Source organism: Pseudomonas sp. SBT1-2 (assembly GCF_028640875.1).
GTDB lineage: Bacteria > Pseudomonadota > Gammaproteobacteria > Pseudomonadales > Pseudomonadaceae > Aquipseudomonas > Aquipseudomonas chlororaphis_I.
The window spans coordinates 25,755-43,529 of sequence record NZ_JAQZAA010000086.1 but is presented as its reverse complement, the minus strand read 5'-3'; the positions used below and the strand labels follow the sequence as shown (position 1 = coordinate 43,529).

Genomic DNA, 17,775 nt, shown 5'->3' with positions numbered 1-17,775 from the left:
TGGTGATTGATGCGCGCATCTTCACTCCAGGAAACCCGCGCCATGTTCAGCTTCACACGCTCCGCCCTGCTTGCCGTCCTGCTGTCGCTAGGGGCTGCCTGCGGGGCTTTCGCCGAGGACGGGGGCCAGGATGGATTGGGCGGTTCGCTGGGCCTGGGCATCGGCTACCAACCCCATGACCCCAGCGGCAGCCGGCATGACACCGTGCCCTTGCCCTATGTCGATCTGGAGTGGGGCGATGTCAGCCTCGACACCGACGACGGCCTGACCTGGGATGCCTTCAAGGGCAATGGTTTCAGCGCCGGGCCCTATATCAACTATTTGCCGGGACGTAACGCCAACGGCTCGCTGCGCGGCCTGCGGGACGTGCCGAACATGGCCGATGTCGGCGGCTACATCCAGTACGCGCCGGACGACTTCTGGCGTCTGTTCGCCTCCCTCGGCAGCGCGGTGGCTGCGGGCGAGGGCCAGGGTGGCCTGCTGGGCAAGGTCGGCGGTGAAATCGGTTATCCCCTGGGCTTGGGGATCATTGGCAGCAACAACCTCACCGCGCATTTCGCCGATGCCCGGCAGACCCAGACCTTCTTTGGCATCAGCGACGCCGAGGCCCAGGCCACGGGCATCGGCCGCTACAGCGCCGGCGGCGGTTTGCAGAACCTGACCCTGACCCAGAACCTGCAGGTGCCCCTGGGCGGCAACTGGTCGTGGATGACCAGCGCCAGCTGGATTCACCTGACGGGTTCGGCGGCCGACAGCACCCTGGTGCGCGAGCGCGGCGAAGTGAATCAGGGCCAGGTCCAGACCGCCCTCAGCTACCAGTTCTGAGGCCCGCCAAGGCCTTATCGCCGGGCTTGCGGGGCGTGCTCCAGGTCGTCATCGCGGGCAAGCCTCGCTCCTACAAAAACGGGGCGGAATACCTCTACCGGCATGCGCTGTTTCTGTAGGAGCGAGGCTTGCCCGCGATCCAGGCGCCGCGTAGTGCCTGAAGCACCGCGTCAGCATTCATCGCGAGCAAGCTTCGCTCCTACAAAAGCGCGGCGGAATACCTCTGCCGGCATGCGCTGTTTCTGTAGGAGCGAGGCTTGCCCGCGATCCAGGCGCTGCGCAGTGCCTGAAGCACCGCGTCAGCATTCATCGCGAGCAAGCTTCGCTCCTACATCGGAGGAATTGGTCCACCCTTTGCACTGGCAGCCATGAACCCACTTTTCAGGAAGTTCTTCATGGCTCGTCCCGCTTATCGCCTGCTCGCCCATTCGCTGTGGGACATCGTCCCGATCCTGATGGCCCTGGCGCATTTTTCCTTCGTGCTCTGGCTGGTGCTGGCCTTTCACAGTCTGTCCTGGTGGGTGATCCTGCCGGCGGCGCTGCTGTATGCGGTCAGCCTGTCGTGGAGCATCAACAGCATCTCCCATAACCAGATCCACAACGCCTATTTCAGCCTGCCCTGGCTGAACCGCGCCTTCGACCTGCTGCTGTCGGTGACCATCGGTTTTTCCCAGACCCTGTACCGCGATATCCATAACCGCCATCACCGTGGCAACTCGGATCGGCCCGGGACGGACGGCACCACGGTCGACCCGCTGTCGATCTACCTGCATGGCCGCAATGGCCAGCCAGACAATGTCTGGGCTTACACCTTCCTGAGTTTTTTCCGCGACGACCCCAAGGCCATCTACCAGGAAATGCAGCGCAAGCGCCCGGCGGACGCGCGTTGGGTCAAGGTGGAAATCGGCGTGACAGTGCTGGCCTATGTGGCGCTGGCGCTATACGACTGGCATGCGCTGCTGGTGCTGCTGCCGTTCTGGTACCTGGGACAGTCGCTGTCTTCGCTCAACGGCTACTACGAGCACCTGGGCGGCAACCCGGACCTGCCGATCGCCTGGGGCGTGAGTTCCTACAGCCGGCTCTACAACCTGATCTGGATGAACAACGGCTACCACGCCGAACACCACTACCGGCCGAAGATGCACTGGACCCGGGTCAAGGCCTTCCACCGCGAGATCCGCGAACAGCAGCGGGCGGCGGGGGTGAAGGTAATTCCCGTGGCCCATGGCCTGGGTTTCTTGCTGAAACACCCGAAGCCCTGACACCCGCGCACCTGTAGCCGCTGCCGAGCCTGCGAGGCTGCGATCGACAGCGAAGCGGGCGCAGGATCTTGAGATCGCTGAAGGCCTTCGGCCTTATCGCAGCCTGCGGCAGCGGCTACATAAAGCCCTTCAGGCTTCCTCGCCCTCGGCCAGCAGGGCGATCCCGCCGATGATCACCAGCACCCCGACCCAGTGCAGCAGGCTGATCTGCTCGCCCAGGCCCAGCCAGGAGCCGAGCAACACCACCACGAACACCAGCGAACTCAGGGGGAAGGCCAGGGACAGGCTGCTGCGCCGCAGGATCAGCATCCACACGAAGAACGCGCCGATGTAGCAGGCGATCGCCAGCAGCACTCCCGGGTTGACCGCCACCGCGGCCAGCCATTGCAGGTTGAAATCCATCTGGCCCAGCTGGTCGCCACCGACCTTGGTAGCGATCTGGCCGGCGCTTTCGAAGCCGATCAGCAGGGCCCAGAGCACCAGGGTGCCGAGGCGCCCGTGGAGCCAGCCGTGAGTCTGTGCAGTCATACCGTCTTTCCTTGTGAAGCGTTGAAGGGGGCTCAGGTGCTGGCGACGCACACCAGCATCACGCCGAGGGTGATGACCAGGGTGCCCAGCCAGCGCCGGCGGCTGACGTTCTCACCGAGGATCAGCTTGCCGGCCAGGACCACGCCGCAATAGGCCAGGGCCGCGGCCGGGAACAGCAGGCTCAGCGGCGCCCGGGACAAGGCTTCGAGCCAGACGAAAAACTCGATCACATAGGCGCCGATGCCGCACCACAACAGTGGTGCGTTGAACACCTGGCCCCAGAAGGCGTTCAGGCGAAAACCGCCTTCCAGTTCCGGCAGGCGGTCCAGGCCGAGCTTGAAACAGAGCTGGCCGATCACGTCGAGGACGATGGAAAAAGCCACCAGCAAGATAACGGTCAGGGTCACGGGAACAGCTCCTCGAACAGCGCCATCAGGGCTTCGTTGGTGGTCGCATTGCGCAGCAGGTCGGCCTCGCTCCAGCGTTCGGCCGGCGGCTGGTCGGAGCGCGCTTCCCAGCGCTTGAAGGCGTTGCTGAAGGCCGGCGCGGCGAACTCGCCACAGACGTCGATACCGAGGATGCGCTTGCGCGCCGCCAGGCTGCGCAGGGCTTGCAGCAGGTGGCTCAGGCGCATGCCGCCCTGGTCCCAGTTGGTCGCGGCGTCGGCGCTGGCCAGCACGTCCTTGTCGATGGTGATCCAGATCGCCTGGGTCGGCAGGCTGTCGATCATCTGCTCGAGGAAGGCAGGCCAGTCGAGCCCGGCCAGGTTGCGCCAGTGCAGGTGGTTTTCCTGCTGCTGGTGCCCGGCGCCGTCGCCGACCCGGCCCCAGACCTTGGAGGGCGCGTGCTGCCAGGGAAACAGCTGCAACTTGCCGCGCCGCAGCGCCTTGAGGTTGCCGCCGCGCAGCTGCGGGTTGTGCAGGTCGTCGCTGCACGGCCCGAGGGTGACGATGCGCTGGATATGCGGCAGCTGCAGGGCCCGGTTGACCCAGGAACCGCAGTGCCGGCGCGGCGCGAAGCGCACCCAGTCGGGGTGGTTGTCGAAGTGGATCAGGCTGACCGGCTGTTGCAGGTCGGCCAGGAAGGCCGGGGTCAGGTGGTGGTAGTCACCGGAGCCGACAAAGAAGATTTCCGGCTGCGGCCCACTGTGCGCGGGCCTTTGCCGCAGGCGCTCGGTGAAGTGGCGGTAGGTGCGTTCGGTGGACCAGAGCCGCAGTTTCGGGCCCAGGTCCAGCAGGTCCAGGTGTCGTGCCTGGCCGCTGCGCAGCCGGCGCTGGACAGGCTCCTGGGCGGTCAGGCTGTGGTCGAGATCGAGAATGTTCAAAGCAGGATTTACCCATGGCAGCGCCCCTCGAAAAAGCCGGCGTCACAGGTCGCAAACGCAGGCAGAGCGGGCTTTACAGGGTAAATGCAAGGGACGGGCCAGCACCTCGGCGAGGCAGGTCGGACGTCATCGCGAGCAAGCTCGCTCCTACATGGACCCAGCGTCACCTGTAGGAGCGAGCTTGCTCGCGAAAAAAACGCATGGGCACCGCAGGCTTCAGGCGTGGACGCGGACCCAGACGCTGACCAGCACGGTGGCGGCCATCAGCCAGGCCACCGCGGCCACCGCCAGGGAGGCTTCCAGGCGCAGGCGGTCGACCATTACGTAGAGGGTCGCCAGGTACACGAAGTAGGGAATGATCGACCACATGCCGAAGACGATGGTGGTCTTCAGGTCGTCGATGGAACGGCCCTTGCCGACGATGTAGTGGGCGATCAGGGCGAAGGTCGGGAACAGCGGCACCAGGCCGGCGATGTAGTAGTTCCTGGTCTTGGCTAGGGCGGCGAGGATCACCACCACGGCGGCGCCCAGGCAGGCTTTCAGCAATAAATCCACGGTACTTCTCGCAGATGTCGGTTAGTGGCTCAGGCCGTATTTCTTGACCTTGTCGAACAGCGTGGTCTTGGCCATGCCCAGTTCCTGGCTGGCCTGGGTCAGGTTGCCGCCGCTGCGCTGCAGGGCGTCGTTGAGCAGGTTGCGCTCGAAGGCCTCGACCGCTTCGGCAAAGCCCAGGCCTTGCGCAGCGTTGCCGCTGGACTTCTTGAACGCCGGCAGGCCCAGGGCAAAACGTTCGGCGACGTTGCGCAGCTCGCGCACGTTGCCCGGCCAGTCGTGGCTCATCAGGTTCGACAGGGTCTGGTTGTCCAGCTCCGGCGCGGCGCGGTCGAAACGCAGGGACGACTGCTGCAGGAAGTGCTCGAACAACTGCAGGATGTCCTCGCGCCGTTCGCGCAGCGGCGGCAGCTCCAGGGTCACCACGTTCAGGCGGTAATACAGGTCGCTGCGGAACTGATTCGCGCGCCCCAGCTCGTCGAGGTCGGACTTGGTCGCCGCGATCACCCGGCAATCCACCGCCACGCTCTGGTTCGAGCCCAGGCGCTCCAGGGTGCGCTCCTGCAACACCCGCAGCAGTTTGATCTGCAGGTTCATTGGCATGCTTTCCACTTCGTCGAGGAACAGCGTGCCTTCGTGGGCGTGCTCGATCTTGCCGATGCGCCGCTTGCCGGCGCCGGTGAAGGCGTTGGCCTCGTGGCCGAAAATCTCGCTTTCGAACAGGTTTTCCGGCAGGCCGCCGCAGTTGAGGGCGACGAACTGGTGGGTATGGCGGCGGCTGAAATCATGCAGGCAACGGGCGACCAGTTCCTTGCCGGTGCCGGTCTCGCCTTCGATCAGCACGTTGGCCGAAGTGTCGGCGACGTTGGCGATCAGTTCCCGCAGGTGCTGCATGGCCGGCGAGCGACCGATGATCCGTCCTTCGAGGGAGTCGCGCTCGGCCAGCTGGCGGCGCAGCGACGACACTTCCCGGGCCAGCCCGCGCTGCTCCAGGGCGCGCCGGGCGACCTCCACCAGGCGTTCGGGGGAGAAGGGCTTTTCCATGAAGTCATAGGCGCCTTTCTGCATGGCGCCGACGGCCATGGAGATATCGCCGTGACCGGTGATCAGCACCACCGGCAGGCTGCGGTCGCGGGCCTTGAGGCGGGTCAGCAGTTCCAGGCCGTCGATGCCCGGCAGGCGGATATCGCTGATGACGATCCCGGCGAAGTTGTCGCCGACCCGCTCCAGGGCTTCTTCGGCGCTGCCGACGCCGACGCAGGGAATGTCTTCCAGGGCCAGGGCCTGCTGGCAGCCGAGCAGGACATGGGGGTCGTCTTCGACGATCAGGACGGTAAGGTCGTTGTTCATAGCGGCTCGGCTTGTGTAGGGCTGACCAGGGGCAGGCTGAGGACGAAGGCGGTGCCGCCGTCGGCCGGGTGCTCGACGCCCAGGTTGCCACCCGTGGCGGCGGCCAGGCTGGCGGACAGGGTCAGGCCGAGGCCCAGGCCCTGTTCGCCGGGTTTGGTGGTGAAGAAGGGTTCGAACAGATGCTTGCGCGCTTCGGCGTCGATGCCGTGGCCGTTGTCGCGCACCCGCAGGCGGTATTTGCCCTCGACGCTTTCGCCTTCCAGCCACAGCTCCGGCCGCGGTTGCGCCTGCATGGCGTCCAGGGCGTTGCCGATCAGGTTGACCAGGATCTGCTCCAGGCGGGTCTGGTCGATCTTGACCTGGACCTCGCTGAAGTCGCGGTGCAATTGCAGCGGCAGGTTTTCCAGGCGTGCGTTGAGCAGTTGCAGGGCAGCGTCCACGGCCTTGCCGAGGCTGGCTTCGCCCTGGTCCTCGCCACGACGGGCGAAGGAACGCAGGCTGGCGGTGATGCGGCCCATGCGGTCGATCAGTTCGTTGATGGTCTTGAGGTTGGTGCTGGCGGTGTCCAGGGCGCCGCGCTCGAGGAAACGCACGGTGTTGCCGGACAGGGTGCGCAGGGCGGCCAGCGGCTGGTTCAGTTCATGGGCGATGCTGGTGGACATCTGGCCGATGGCGGCGAGCTTGCCGGCCTGGACCAGTTCGTCCTGGGCGCGGCGCAGGGTTTCCTCGGCCTGGCGGCGCTCGCGGATCTGGCCCTTGAGCCGCTCGTTGCTGGCACGCAGGTCGCTGGTGCGTTCGGCGATCCGCCGTTCCAGCTGGTTGTTGGCTTCCTGCAGGGCTTCGCGGGCGGCGAGGCGGGTGGCGATGACCTTGCGCCGCTCGTTCCAGGCGATCAGCAGGAAAGCCACCAGGGCGAAGGCCACGGCCACCAGGATGCCCTGGTTGATGGCTTCGCGGCGCAGGTCCTTGAGCGGGGTCAGCAGGGTGAAGTTCCAGGGCGTATCGCTCAGGGGCCGGGTCTGGGACAGGTAGCTGATTTCCTTGTCGTCGGACACCAGCTCGGTGTTGGCCGGGAAGGTCAGTTTCTCCACGCCTTCGGCCAGGCGTTCGCGGGCCAGGGGCTCCAGTTCGTTGAGGGTGAACCAGTAATATTGCAGGCTGCGCGCCAGGCGCTCCTTGGTGTCGTCGCTCAGCGGGCGTACCGACCGCAGGCGCCGGGCCGGGTCGCTGGAGAGGATGATGATGCCGTTCTCGTCGCTGACGAAGCCTTCCAGGCGGGCGCGTTGCCAGCGTTCTTCCAGGGCTTCCAGGCGCACCTTGACCACCGCCACGCCGATGATCTTGCCCTGTTCTTCCAGGCCGTGGGCCAGGTAGTAGCCGGGTTCGCCGTTGGTACTGCCGATGCCGTAGAAGCGCCCGGGCTGGCCGCGCACGGCGTTCTGGAAATAGGCCCGGAACGACAGGTCTTCACCCAGGTAGCTGTCGACGTCGCGCCAGTTGCTGGTGGCCAGCACGCGGCCGGTGGTGTCCATCACGTAAATGGCCCGACTGCGGCTGCGCCGGTTCAGGCCTTCGAGGTAATTGTTGACAGTCTGCCGGTGCTCCGGCGTCGGGTCATTGAGCAGCAGCGAAACGCTGGATTCGAGTTCCAGCAGGCTGGGCAGGTAGGTGTATTTGCTGATCTCGCTTTCGACCGCGCGGGCGTGCAGTTCCAGCTGGCGTTCGCCGTTCTCGCTGAGGCTGCGGATGCCGTAATGTTCGCTGACCCAGAAGCCGACGTAACCCAGGCCGATCATCAGCAGGATGACCAGGGGCGGCAGGAACAGGTGGCGGATCAGACGGGGTTTCACGGCGAGTGATGGCGGCGCGGCGCGATAGAGAGTGGGGTCGCATTTCATCACAGTGGTCCCGGGTGTACCAGTTGTCCGTCCATGGTGACGTCCCCGTGGTATTGCGAGCTGTAGCCGCTGCCGAAGGCTGCGATCGCCCACAAGGTGGGCGCCTGATCTTGAGATCGCTGAAGGCCTTCGGCCTTGTCGCAGCCTGCGGCAGCGGCTACAGGGATTGCATGGTTTTTAGTGCTGCAGGATTTTCTCGAGGAAATGCTGCGCACGCTCGGAGCGGGCGTTGATGTCGCCGAAGAACTCCTCTTTCGGGCAGTCTTCGATGATTTTGCCGGCGTCCATGAAGATCACCCGGTCCGCGACCTTGCGGGCGAAGCCCATTTCGTGGGTCACGCACATCATGGTCATGCCTTCGTGAGCCAGCTGCACCATCACGTCCAGCACTTCGTTGACCATTTCCGGGTCGAGCGCGGAAGTCGGTTCGTCGAACAGCATGACGATCGGGTCCATCGCCAGCGCGCGGGCGATCGCCACACGTTGTTGCTGGCCGCCGGACAACTGGCCCGGGTGCTTGTGGGCGTGGGCGGCCAGGCCGACCCGGTCGAGCAGTTGCAGGCCTTTCTTGGTGGCCTCTTCCTTGCTGCGGCCCAGCACCTTGATCTGCGCGATGGTCAGGTTTTCGGTGATGGTCAGGTGCGGGAACAGCTCGAAGTGCTGGAACACCATGCCCACGCGAGAGCGCAGTTTCGGCAGGTTGGTCTTCGGGTCGGCGATGGACGTGCCGTCGACCACGATGTCACCTTTCTGGAACGGCTCCAGGGCGTTGACGCATTTGATCAGGGTGGATTTGCCGGAGCCGGACGGTCCGCACACCACGATCACTTCGCCTTTCTTGACCTCGGTGCTGCAATCGGTCAGCACCTGGAAGTCCCCATACCACTTGTTGATGTTCTTGATAGAGATCATACGGCAAACCTTTTTTGCAGACGCTTGACCAGCACCGAGGCGGCAAAGCTGATTGTGAAGTACACCAGACCGGCAACGATCAGGAACTCATTGGAGCGGCCGATGATGTCGCCGCTGGAGCGCGAAGCATTGAGGAAGTCCACCAGGCCCACGGTGTATACCAGCGAGGTGTCCTGGAACAGGATGATGCTCTGCTGCAGCAGCAGCGGGGTCATCTTGCGGAACGCCTGGGGCAGGATGATCAGGCGCATCATCTGGCCATAGCTCATGCCCAGTGCCTGGGCAGCGCCCATCTGGCCCTTGGGAATCGACTGCACGCCGGCGCGGACGATTTCGCAGAAGTACGCCGCTTCGAACATCATGAAGGCCACGATGCACGAGCCGAACGCACCGATCGGGGTGTCTTCGCCGGTGATCCAGCGCAGCACGAAGGGCACCGCCAGGTAGAACCAGGTGATCACCAGCAGCAGTGGGATGGAGCGGAAGTAGTTGACGTAGACGCCGGCGATGTTCGACAGCAGCTTGCTGTGGGACAGACGCATCAACGCCAGGATGGTGCCGAGGATGATCCCGCCGACGACGCCCAGGGCCATCAGCTTGAGGGTCATCAGCATGCCGTTCCACAGGCCGGGAATGGCCGGGACGACGCCAGTGAAATCGAATTCCATTATTTGCCCCCCACGGAGATCAGGCCGGGCACTGCGACTTTCTTCTCGACCATGCGCATCAGCAGCATCAGGCTCATGTTCAGGGTGAAGTAGATCAGCGTGGCCAGGGTGAAGGCTTCAAACAGGTTGGCCGAGAACTCGGCGGTCTGCTTGGTCTGCGCCAGCAACTCCATCAGGCCGATCAGCGAGGCCACGGAGGAGTTCTTGAAGACGTTGAGAAATTCCGAGGTAAGCGGCGGAATGATGATCCGGTAGGCCTGGGGCAGCAGCACGTTCCAGTAGATCTGCGGCAGCGAAAAGCCCATGGCGCGGGCCGCGGATTCCTGGCCGCGTGGCAGCGCCTGGATGCCGGTGCGCACCTGTTCGCAGACGCGGGCGGCGGTGAACAGGCCCAGGCACACGACGACGCTCAGGTAGGCCGAGGTGGTCGGGTTGAGGTCCTGCTTGTACCAGTCCTGCAGGTTTTGCGGCAGCAGGTCCGGTACCAGGAAGTACCAGATGAACAGCTGAACCAGCAGCGGTACGTTACGGAAGATCTCCACGTAGACGGTGGCGATGCCCGACACCAGGCGGTTCGGCACGGTCCGCATGACGCCCAGGATCGAGCCCAGCAGCAGCGCGACGATCCAGGCCACCACGGCAATGGCGATGGTCCAGCCCAGGCCCGCGATGAACCAGTCGAGATAGGTCTCGCTGCCCACGCCGGTGGACTTGAAGAACACGCCCCAGTCCCAGTTGTAATTCATTAGGGTCTCCCCTCTGATCGATCGATGTACAAGCACCCGCTTGGGGAAATCCGTTCCCGCCTGGATGACGCCCAGGCACACGCGATCGGCTCGACAACCACCGGTTCGAGTGTTTCCAAAAAAAGCCAGCAGGTAGTGACAGGCTCCTGAAAGGGCCGGGCCCTTTCAGGAGACAAGGTTAGTCAGGAATCAGGACTTTTTATCGTCAGCCGCTTTGTCGGTCGGGTTGGCGATCAGGGCCTTGAGCTCGTCGCTCATCGGGAACATCAGGTTCAGGCCTTTTGGTGGAATCGGCGACTGGAACCATTTGTCGTAGATCTTGTTGATCTCGCCCGACTTGTAGGTCGCGATGATGGCGTCGTCCACGGCCTTCTTGAACGGTGCGTCGCCCTTGCGGACCATGCAGCCGTAGATTTCGTAGGATTGCGCGGTACCGGTCACGGCCCAGTCGGTCGGTTTGCGGGCCTTGGCCATTTCACCGGCCAGCAGTGCGTCGTCCATCATGAAGGCGACGGCGCGGCCGCCTTCGAGCATGTTGAAGGACTCGCCGTGGTCCTTGGCGGAAATCACGTTCATGCCCATCTGTTTGTCGGCGTTCATCGCCTTGAGGATGCGCTCGGACGTGGTGCCGGCGGTGGTCACGACGTTCTTGCCCTTCAGGTCGGCGAAGTCCTTGTAAGGCGAATCCTTCTTGGACAGCAGACGGGTGCCGATCTCGAAGATGCCGACGGAGAAGTCTACCTGCTGCTGGCGCTCGACGTTGTTGGTGGTGGAACCGCACTCGACGTCCACGGTGCCGTTCTGCACCAGCGGGATACGGGTCTGCGAGGTAACCAGGTTGTATTTGACCTTGAGATCCGGCATGTCGAGGTCTTTTTTCAGGGCTTCGACGATTTTCAGCTGGATGTCGTGGGAGTAGCCGACTGGAACGCCGGATGCATCCGCGATGTAGGAGAACGGAATGGAAGCGTCGCGATGTCCGAGGGTGATGGTGCCGGAGTCTTTGATTTTCTTCAGCGTGCCGGTGAGTTCGGCGGCGACCACTGGAGTGCTAATCAGAGCAGCAGCAATGGCTGCGCCCAACAGATGGGGAACGATGCGCATCAATATTTCCTCGACATTTGTTTTTTTTATGAAGCCAGTTCGACGGCTCTCTTATACAGCGAATGCCTTGACGGCTCCTGATGTGTGTTGGCGCATCAGGCATTCGTCGGAGAGTGTAGAGCATGAGTCGTGCCAGGCCAGCTGATCCGTATCAAGGCCTTGATTTGAAAGGCTATTAAATATTTATGGCGAATATTGTCGGCGGTCTTTATCCGGTTATCCGAATCGACCCGAAAGTCGCGTTCGGAAAACCGAATGCCCAGGAAAGCCGGGCCTACCCCCTGTAGGAGCGAGCTTGCTCGCGATAGCGATCCGACTGTCGACACCTATGTCGAATGTCACGCAGTCATCGCGAGCAAGCTCGCTCCTACATAAAGCGGTGGGCATGAAAAAGCCCCCGGGCCGTGCGACGCGGGGGCTTCTTTATAGAAAGGGCGATCAGGCGGCTTCGATCTTTGCCCGGTTCTGCTCGACCTTCTGCAGGTAGTGCTGCAGTTTTTCCTGCTCGGCCGGTGTGGTGAACAGGCCCAGCTTGCTGCGGCGCCAGAGGATGTCCTGGGCATTGACCGCCCATTCTTCGCTGCACAGGTAATCGACTTCACGGGTGTACAGGCCGCCGCCCAGGTGTTCGCCCAGGTCGTTCAGGCTGTGCACGCCTTCCAGCAGGCGCCAGGTGCGGCTGCCGTAGCTGGTGGCCCAGCGGCGGGCGATTTCGCTGGGCACCCAGTCGAACTTCTGGCGAATTGCTTCGGCCAGCGCCTGCGGCGTGGTCATGTCTTCGCCGCCGGGCAGGGTCGAGTGGGCGGTCCAGCTCGGCTTGATGTGCTTGAAGAACGGCGTCAGCTGGGCCATGGCCGATTCGGCCAGCTTGCGGTAGGTGGTCAGCTTGCCGCCGAACACCGACAGCAGTGGCGCTTCGTCGGCATTGCCGGACAGCGCCAGGGTGTAGTCGCGGGTCACGGCCGACGGGTTGTCGGACTCGTCGTTGCACAGCGGGCGCACGCCGGAGTAGGTGTGCACGATGTCCTGGCGGCTCAGCTGCTTCTTGAAGTGGGCATTGACCACTTTCAGGATGTAGTCGGTTTCGCCTTCGGTAATCGCCACTTTCGCCGGATCGCCGGTGTACTCGCGGTCGGTGGTGCCGATCAGGGTGAAGTGGTTCAGGTACGGAATGGTGAAGACGATGCGCTGGTCTTCATTCTGCAGGATGTGCGCATGTTCGCCTTCGTACAGCTTCGGCACGATCAGGTGGCTGCCCTGGATCAGGCGGATGCCGTACGGCGAATCCAGTTTCAGGTCGTCCTTGATGAACTTGGCGACCCATGGGCCGGCGGCGTTCACCAGGGCCTTGGCTTGAATCGAGAACAGGCTGCCGTCGGCGCGCTCCAGGTGCAGGTGCCACATGCCCTTGCCGCGGCGGGCGCTGATGCAACGGGTCTGGGTGTGCACGTGGGCGCCTTTTTCGCGGGCGGCCATGGCGTTCAATACCACCAGGCGCGCGTCGTCTACCCAGCAGTCGGAGTATTCGAAGCCTTTGGTGATCTCGGCTTTCAACGGGCTGTCGGGACCGAACTTGAGGCTCTTGGAACCGGCGAGTTTTTCCCGCTTGCCCAGGTGGTCATAAAGGAACAGGCCGGCACGGATCATCCAGGCCGGACGCAGGTGCGGGCGGTGCGGCAGGACGAAACGCATCGGCTTGACGATATGCGGGGCCTTGGCCAGCAGCACTTCGCGTTCGGCCAGGGCTTCGCGCACCAGACGGAATTCATAATGTTCGAGGTAGCGCAGGCCGCCGTGGATCAGCTTGCTGCTGGCCGAGGAGGTATGGCTGGCGAGGTCGTCTTTTTCGCAAAGGAACACGGACAAGCCACGCCCGGCGGCATCGGCGGCGATACCGACGCCATTGATCCCACCGCCGATCACGGCAATGTCATAAATCTCGGCGAGAGGGGGCGCGGGCAAGGTGGAAGTGGGCATCGGCTGGCCTCGTGTTCTTCTGATATTTGAAATCGAACATTAATGTTCATTTGCGAAAATACTAGCGCAGAAACACGTCGACAGCCAGTGGACTTCGATTGAAAAAACTCATCGAAAGGCGGGCAAAGGAAAATTTACGAACATTGTCGGACGCAAGGCAGGTGAGGCCGGGGAGCGCGATATGTAGTCGCTGCCGAGCCCCGACGAGGCTGCGGCTACAGGGAATAGGTTCCGGCAGGTGTAGCCGCGGTCGAGCACCAACGAGGTTGCGCTCGATCTGGGCGGCACTCCGACGCAGCGGGCGCCAAACCGGACGACACCATCGCTCAGACATATCGCGTCGCCTGGTTTTACGGGGCTGCGCCCCGATCGCAGCCTCGCCAGGGCTCGGCAGCGGCTACGGGAGAGGGGTCAGACGACTTCCAGGCGAATCTTGTGTTGCTGCAGCAATTGGGTCAGCGCCGGAACCGGCTGCTGGTCGGTGACCAGGCAATCGATCAGGCTGATGGGGCCGAGGCGGATCATGGCATTGCGCCCGAACTTGCTGGAGTCGGCGGCCAGGATCACCTGGCGGGCATTGGCGATGATCGCCTGGGACACCCGTACTTCCTGGTAGTCGAAGTCCAGCAGGCTGCCGTCTTCGTCGATACCGCTGATGCCGACCAGGGCGAAATCGACCTTGAACTGGTTGATGAAATCGACGCTGGCCTGGCCGACCACGCCGCCATCGCGACGCACATTGCCACCGGTCAGCAGCACGTCGAAATCGTCCTTGGCGCTGAGCATGGAAGCCACGTGCAGGTTGTTGGTGATGATCTTCAGATGGTTGTGATTGAGCAGCGCCCGGGCAATGGATTCGGTGGTGGTACCGATGTTGATGAACAGCGAGGCGTGATCGGGGATCTGCGCGGCGATGGCTTCGCCGATGCGTTGTTTCTCATCGCGCATCTGATCGGCGCGCATGGCGTAGGCGGTGTTTTCGACACTGGAGTCGTAGGCTGCGCCGCCATGGTAGCGGCGCAACAGGTTCACTTCCGCCAACTGGTTGATATCGCGGCGGATGGTTTGCGGTGTAACGACGAACAGCTGGGCCATTTCCTCGATGCTGACATAGCCGCGTTCGCGGACCAGCTCGAGGATTTGCTGCTGACGGGGAGGCAGATTCATGGGGCTTCCTTTGGGCTGCCGTGCAAAATTTGCCCATGATGCCGCAGGAATCCGCTCCCGACCAGTTACAACCCGATACGAATCCGCGACTTGGCTTATTCAGCGCCTTCGTGCGGTTCCCAGTCGCGGGTACGGCTGACGGCTTTTTTCCAGCCGGCGTAGAGCTTTTCCTTCTCGGTTTCGGCCAGCTGTGGTTCGAACTCGCGCTCGATCACTGCCTTGCCGCGCAGCTCTTCCAGGCTGCCCCAGAAACCGCAGGCCAGGCCAGCCAGGTAGGCCGCGCCCAGGGCCGTGGTTTCGCGCATTTGCGGGCGCTCGACCTGGGTGCCGAGGATGTCGGCCTGGAACTGCATGAGGAAGTTGTTGGCCACTGCGCCACCATCCACGCGCAGGGCCTTGAGGCGTTCGCCGGAGTCCTGCTGCATGGCGTCGAGGACGTCGCGGGTCTGGTAGGCGATCGACTCCAGCGCGGCGCGGATGATGTGGTCCACACGCACGCCGCGGGTCAGGCCGAACAGCGCGCCACGGGCGTAGGGGTCCCAGTACGGAGCACCCAGGCCGGTGAAGGCCGGGACCAGGTACACGCCGTTGCTGTCCTTGACCTTGCTGGCGAAGTATTCGGTGTCGTGGGCATCGTTGATGATCTTCAGCTCGTCGCGCAGCCACTGCACGGTGGAGCCGCCGTTGAACACCGCGCCTTCCAGGGCGTAAGCCACTTCGCCGCGGGGGCCGCAGGCGATGGTGGTGAGCATGCCGTGCTTGGACTTGACCGCCTTGTCGCCGGTGTTCATCAGCAGGAAGCAGCCAGTGCCATAGGTGTTCTTCGCCTGGCCCGGCTCGACGCACATCTGGCCGAACAGCGCGGCCTGCTGGTCGCCGGCGATCCCGCCGATGGCGATGCCGCTTTTGGTACGGCCGTAGATTTCCGAGGACGACTTCACTTCCGGCAGCATTTCCCGCGGGATATCCAGCACTTCCAGCATCTTCGCATCCCACTCCAGGGTGTGGATGTTGAAGAGCATGGTGCGCGAGGCGTTGGTGTAGTCGGTGACGTGGGTCTTGCCGCCGGTGAATTTCCAGATCAGCCAACTGTCGACGGTGCCGAACAGCAGTTCACCGTTGCGCGCGCGTTCGCGGCTGCCTTCGACGTTGTCGAGGATCCACTTCAGCTTGGTGCCGGAGAAATACGGGTCGGTGACCAGGCCGGTGGTATCGCGGATGTACTCTTCCAGGCCGTCACGCTTGAGCTGCTGGCAGATCTCGGTACTGCGACGGCACTGCCAGACGATGGCGTTGTAGATCGGCCGGCCGGTGGTCTTGTCCCAGACCACGGTGGTTTCGCGCTGGTTGGTGATGCCGATGGCGGCTACCTGGTCATGGTGCAGGCCGGCTTGCGCCAGGGCCTCGACCATCACTGCGCTCTGGGTGGCGAAGATTTCCATCGGGTCGTGTTCGACCCAGCCGGCTTGCGGGTAATGCTGGACGAATTCGCGTTGGGCGGTGCACACGACGTTGGCGTCGCGATCGAAAATGATCGCGCGGGAGCTGGTCGTACCCTGATCGAGGGCAATGATGTAGTTCTTATTCTGAATGTCGGTCATGTCGATTGCCTTGGACAAAAATAAGGAAGTGGGCAAGAGGCGCAGGTCAGGGGTGGGCAGGACCTTGCGCCACCGGTTTCAAGAAGTTCTTACTTTGCCGTCAATGGCTTTTTCGGCATCCGTTGGAGCAGGGGCGACGGTTGGCAGGTGACGGGCAATCAACCCGCGGTAGGCCACGGCGCCGAGGCAGGCACCGATAATCGGCGCGAAGATCGGTACCAGGAAGTACGGAATATCGCGGCCGCCGGTGAAGGAAACCTCGCCCCAACCCATGAAGAATGTCATCAGTTTAGGGCCAAAATCCCGCGCCGGGTTCATCGCGAAACCGGTCAGCGGACCCATGGCGCTGCCGATCACGGCAATCAGCAGGCCGATCAGCAGCGGCGCCATCGGGCCGCGTGGCAAGCCGTTGTTGTCATCGGTCAGGGACATGATCACGCCCATCAGGATCGCGGTAATCACCACTTCGACCAGGAACGCCTGGGCGGTGGACAGCGCCGGGTTGGGATAGGTGGAGAATACCGACGCCAGCTCGAGGCTGGCCTGGGAGCCGCGGACCATCTGGTGGGCTTGTTCGTAATCGAAGAACAGGTTGCTGTACAGCGTGTAGACCAGCAGCGCCGCGCAGAAGGCGCCGGCGATCTGGGAGAAGATGTAGAACGGCAGTTTGCGCTTTTCGAAGTCGGCAAAGATGCACAGGGCGATGCTGACTGCGGGGTTGAGGTGCGCGCCGGAAACGCCGGCGGTGAGGTAGATCGCCATGCTCACGCCGATCCCCCAGATGATGCTGATTTCCCACAGGCCAAAGCTGGCACCCGCGACCTTGAGCGCGGCGACGCAACCGGTGCCGAAGAAGATCAACAAGGCTGTACCCAGGAATTCGGCCATGCACTGGCCGGAGAGCGACGGTTGTTGTAACGCAGTTGTCATGGAAAACCTCGGTTTTTGTTGTTGTCTGGCGCTGGCGTGAAGCGCTGAGCGCGATTTTCACCGTCGGCAGGATCCCCATCCTGGGCGCGGCTTACTGCTGGTTACGGCTGTTGGATCTACAACATGATATTCGCAAACGAAAAAATATAGACAAGAAACATTACTGTCAAAGGTCGAAAGTGAACCATTGGTCATTTTATAACTATCAGTTGTGTGAATGATCTTGCGGGAAGCGCGCGGGTTTTGTGCAAAAGGTGCGGCCAGCCTGGTGCCGGCGGCTGCCTGGGTTGGGGGATGGGCCTTGGAATAGAGCCTTTTGCTGGCGGATATCCTAGAATCGCCGGCACTGTTTCTGTTCTTTTCCCTGCCTATGGAGTTGCCATGACCCCTGCACTGGATCTGCTGAAAAAAGTTCGCGCCGAACATCGGGTGCACAGTTATGAACACGACCCGAAGGCGGCCTCCTATGGTCTGGAGGCGGCGGAAAAGCTCGGCCTCGATCCGGCGCAGGTGTTCAAGACGCTGTTGGCCAGCAGTGAAAAGGGCGAATTGCTGGTGGCCGTGGTGCCGGTCGTCGGAAGCCTCGATCTCAAGGCCCTGGCACACGCCGCCGGGGTGAAAAAAACCGAGATGGCCGACCCGGCTGCCGCGCAGCGCGCCACCGGTTACCTGCTGGGCGGGATCAGCCCGCTGGGGCAGAAAAAGCGCCTGCGCACCTTTATCGACAACAGTGCACAACCCTTTGCCAGCATCTTCGTCAGCGCCGGCCGGCGCGGGCTTGAGGTCGAACTCGCGGCCGCCGTGCTGGCCGAGCACACCCAGGCGACATTCGCCGATATCGGTCGCGACTGACTCGGCGTGCAGCCTGAGGTTTCAGTGTTGGTCGGGAAGGGAAGCGTTGAGGGGCATAACGACACAGGAGCCGGCGAAC

General features: G+C 63.1%; 17 protein-coding genes. 3 read left to right on the top strand and 14 right to left on the bottom strand.

The features are described 5' to 3' along the window. Nucleotides 1-42: 42 nt before the first annotated feature. Complete coding sequence (locus PVZ78_RS18010; RefSeq protein ID WP_016703443.1) at nt 43-825, top strand: MipA/OmpV family protein; 783 nt, start codon at nt 43-45, stop codon at nt 823-825. Between the two features lie 395 nt (nt 826-1,220). Continuing rightward, complete coding sequence (locus PVZ78_RS18005; RefSeq protein ID WP_273829017.1) at nt 1,221-2,087, top strand: fatty acid desaturase family protein; 867 nt, start codon at nt 1,221-1,223, stop codon at nt 2,085-2,087. Between the two features lie 129 nt (nt 2,088-2,216). Here the strand turns inward: PVZ78_RS18005 and PVZ78_RS18000 are convergent, their stop codons facing one another. The 14 genes from PVZ78_RS18000 to PVZ78_RS17935 form a co-directional block, all read right to left on the bottom strand. Continuing rightward, nucleotides 2,217-2,615, bottom strand: a complete 399-nt coding sequence (locus PVZ78_RS18000) for an EamA family transporter (RefSeq protein ID WP_009050573.1) — start codon at nt 2,613-2,615, stop codon at nt 2,217-2,219. A gap of 32 nt (nt 2,616-2,647) precedes the next feature. Continuing rightward, a complete protein-coding gene (locus PVZ78_RS17995; protein ID WP_009050572.1) occupies nt 2,648-3,022 on the bottom strand; it encodes an EamA family transporter in 375 nt (124 codons plus the stop codon). After that, nucleotides 3,019-3,939 (bottom strand): arginase, encoded by a 921-nt coding sequence (locus tag PVZ78_RS17990; protein WP_273829016.1) that lies wholly within the window; start codon nt 3,937-3,939, stop codon nt 3,019-3,021. Before PVZ78_RS17990 ends, PVZ78_RS17995 begins: the two co-directional genes overlap by 4 nt. Before the next feature lie 216 nt (nt 3,940-4,155). After that, nucleotides 4,156-4,485, bottom strand: a complete 330-nt coding sequence (locus PVZ78_RS17985; protein ID WP_162096444.1) for a GlpM family protein — start codon at nt 4,483-4,485, stop codon at nt 4,156-4,158. 30 nt (nt 4,486-4,515) lie between these two features. After that, nucleotides 4,516-5,841: a sigma-54-dependent transcriptional regulator gene (locus tag PVZ78_RS17980; protein WP_009050570.1), complete on the bottom strand. Its 1,326-nt coding sequence runs from the start codon at nt 5,839-5,841 to the stop codon at nt 4,516-4,518. Continuing rightward, nucleotides 5,838-7,739, bottom strand: coding sequence for a sensor histidine kinase (locus PVZ78_RS17975; RefSeq protein WP_025806016.1), 1,902 nt, complete (start codon nt 7,737-7,739; stop codon nt 5,838-5,840). Before PVZ78_RS17975 ends, PVZ78_RS17980 begins: the two co-directional genes overlap by 4 nt. A 177-nt stretch (nt 7,740-7,916) precedes the next feature. Continuing rightward, on the bottom strand, nt 7,917-8,651 hold the full coding sequence (locus PVZ78_RS17970) for an amino acid ABC transporter ATP-binding protein (RefSeq protein ID WP_009050568.1): 735 nt from the start codon (nt 8,649-8,651) through the stop codon (nt 7,917-7,919). Next, complete coding sequence (locus PVZ78_RS17965) at nt 8,648-9,319, bottom strand: amino acid ABC transporter permease (protein ID WP_009050567.1); 672 nt, start codon at nt 9,317-9,319, stop codon at nt 8,648-8,650. The genes PVZ78_RS17970 and PVZ78_RS17965 overlap by 4 nt, the downstream gene beginning before the upstream one ends. Beyond that, nucleotides 9,319-10,065, bottom strand: a complete 747-nt coding sequence (locus PVZ78_RS17960) for an amino acid ABC transporter permease (RefSeq protein WP_009050566.1) — start codon at nt 10,063-10,065, stop codon at nt 9,319-9,321. The genes PVZ78_RS17965 and PVZ78_RS17960 overlap by 1 nt, the downstream gene beginning before the upstream one ends. Nucleotides 10,066-10,254: 189 nt before the next feature. Beyond that, the gene (locus tag PVZ78_RS17955) at nt 10,255-11,169 is read right to left on the bottom strand and encodes a glutamate/aspartate ABC transporter substrate-binding protein (protein WP_025806014.1); all 915 of its coding nucleotides are present in this window, start codon (nt 11,167-11,169) and stop codon (nt 10,255-10,257) included. Between the two features lie 438 nt (nt 11,170-11,607). Next, nucleotides 11,608-13,146, bottom strand: a complete 1,539-nt coding sequence (gene glpD, locus PVZ78_RS17950) for a glycerol-3-phosphate dehydrogenase (RefSeq protein WP_016703438.1) — start codon at nt 13,144-13,146, stop codon at nt 11,608-11,610. 411 nt (nt 13,147-13,557) lie between these two features. Further along, entirely contained in the window at nt 13,558-14,313 is a 756-nt protein-coding gene (locus tag PVZ78_RS17945; RefSeq protein ID WP_009050563.1) for a DeoR/GlpR family transcriptional regulator, read from the bottom strand. 95 nt (nt 14,314-14,408) lie between these two features. After that, nucleotides 14,409-15,914: a glycerol kinase GlpK gene (gene glpK, locus PVZ78_RS17940; RefSeq protein ID WP_009050562.1), complete on the bottom strand. Its 1,506-nt coding sequence runs from the start codon at nt 15,912-15,914 to the stop codon at nt 14,409-14,411. A gap of 78 nt (nt 15,915-15,992) precedes the next feature. Beyond that, a complete protein-coding gene (locus PVZ78_RS17935; RefSeq protein ID WP_009050561.1) occupies nt 15,993-16,844 on the bottom strand; it encodes an MIP/aquaporin family protein in 852 nt (283 codons plus the stop codon). A gap of 381 nt (nt 16,845-17,225) precedes the next feature. On the opposite strand from PVZ78_RS17935, the gene ybaK reads away from it, so the two are divergent. Further along, nucleotides 17,226-17,696, top strand: coding sequence for a Cys-tRNA(Pro) deacylase (gene ybaK, locus PVZ78_RS17930; protein WP_028683278.1), 471 nt, complete (start codon nt 17,226-17,228; stop codon nt 17,694-17,696). The last annotated feature ends 79 nt before the right edge of the window (nt 17,697-17,775 follow it).

Coding starts and splice junctions, on each gene's coding strand:
- PVZ78_RS17960 (WP_009050566.1), bottom strand. CDS start 10,065: ATGAATTACAACTGGGACTGGGGCGTGTTCTTCAAGTCCACCGGCGTG.
- PVZ78_RS17955 (WP_025806014.1), bottom strand. CDS start 11,169: ATGCGCATCGTTCCCCATCTGTTGGGCGCAGCCATTGCTGCTGCTCTG.
- glpD (WP_016703438.1), bottom strand. CDS start 13,146: ATGCCCACTTCCACCTTGCCCGCGCCCCCTCTCGCCGAGATTTATGAC.
- PVZ78_RS18000 (WP_009050573.1), bottom strand. CDS start 2,615: ATGACTGCACAGACTCACGGCTGGCTCCACGGGCGCCTCGGCACCCTG.
- PVZ78_RS17975 (WP_025806016.1), bottom strand. CDS start 7,739: ATGAAATGCGACCCCACTCTCTATCGCGCCGCGCCGCCATCACTCGCC.
- PVZ78_RS17970 (WP_009050568.1), bottom strand. CDS start 8,651: ATGATCTCTATCAAGAACATCAACAAGTGGTATGGGGACTTCCAGGTG.
- PVZ78_RS17980 (WP_009050570.1), bottom strand. CDS start 5,841: ATGAACAACGACCTTACCGTCCTGATCGTCGAAGACGACCCCCATGTC.
- PVZ78_RS18005 (WP_273829017.1), top strand. CDS start 1,221: ATGGCTCGTCCCGCTTATCGCCTGCTCGCCCATTCGCTGTGGGACATC.
- ybaK (WP_028683278.1), top strand. CDS start 17,226: ATGACCCCTGCACTGGATCTGCTGAAAAAAGTTCGCGCCGAACATCGG.
- PVZ78_RS18010 (WP_016703443.1), top strand. CDS start 43: ATGTTCAGCTTCACACGCTCCGCCCTGCTTGCCGTCCTGCTGTCGCTA.
- PVZ78_RS17945 (WP_009050563.1), bottom strand. CDS start 14,313: ATGAATCTGCCTCCCCGTCAGCAGCAAATCCTCGAGCTGGTCCGCGAA.
- glpK (WP_009050562.1), bottom strand. CDS start 15,914: ATGACCGACATTCAGAATAAGAACTACATCATTGCCCTCGATCAGGGT.
- PVZ78_RS17965 (WP_009050567.1), bottom strand. CDS start 9,319: ATGGAATTCGATTTCACTGGCGTCGTCCCGGCCATTCCCGGCCTGTGG.
- PVZ78_RS17935 (WP_009050561.1), bottom strand. CDS start 16,844: ATGACAACTGCGTTACAACAACCGTCGCTCTCCGGCCAGTGCATGGCC.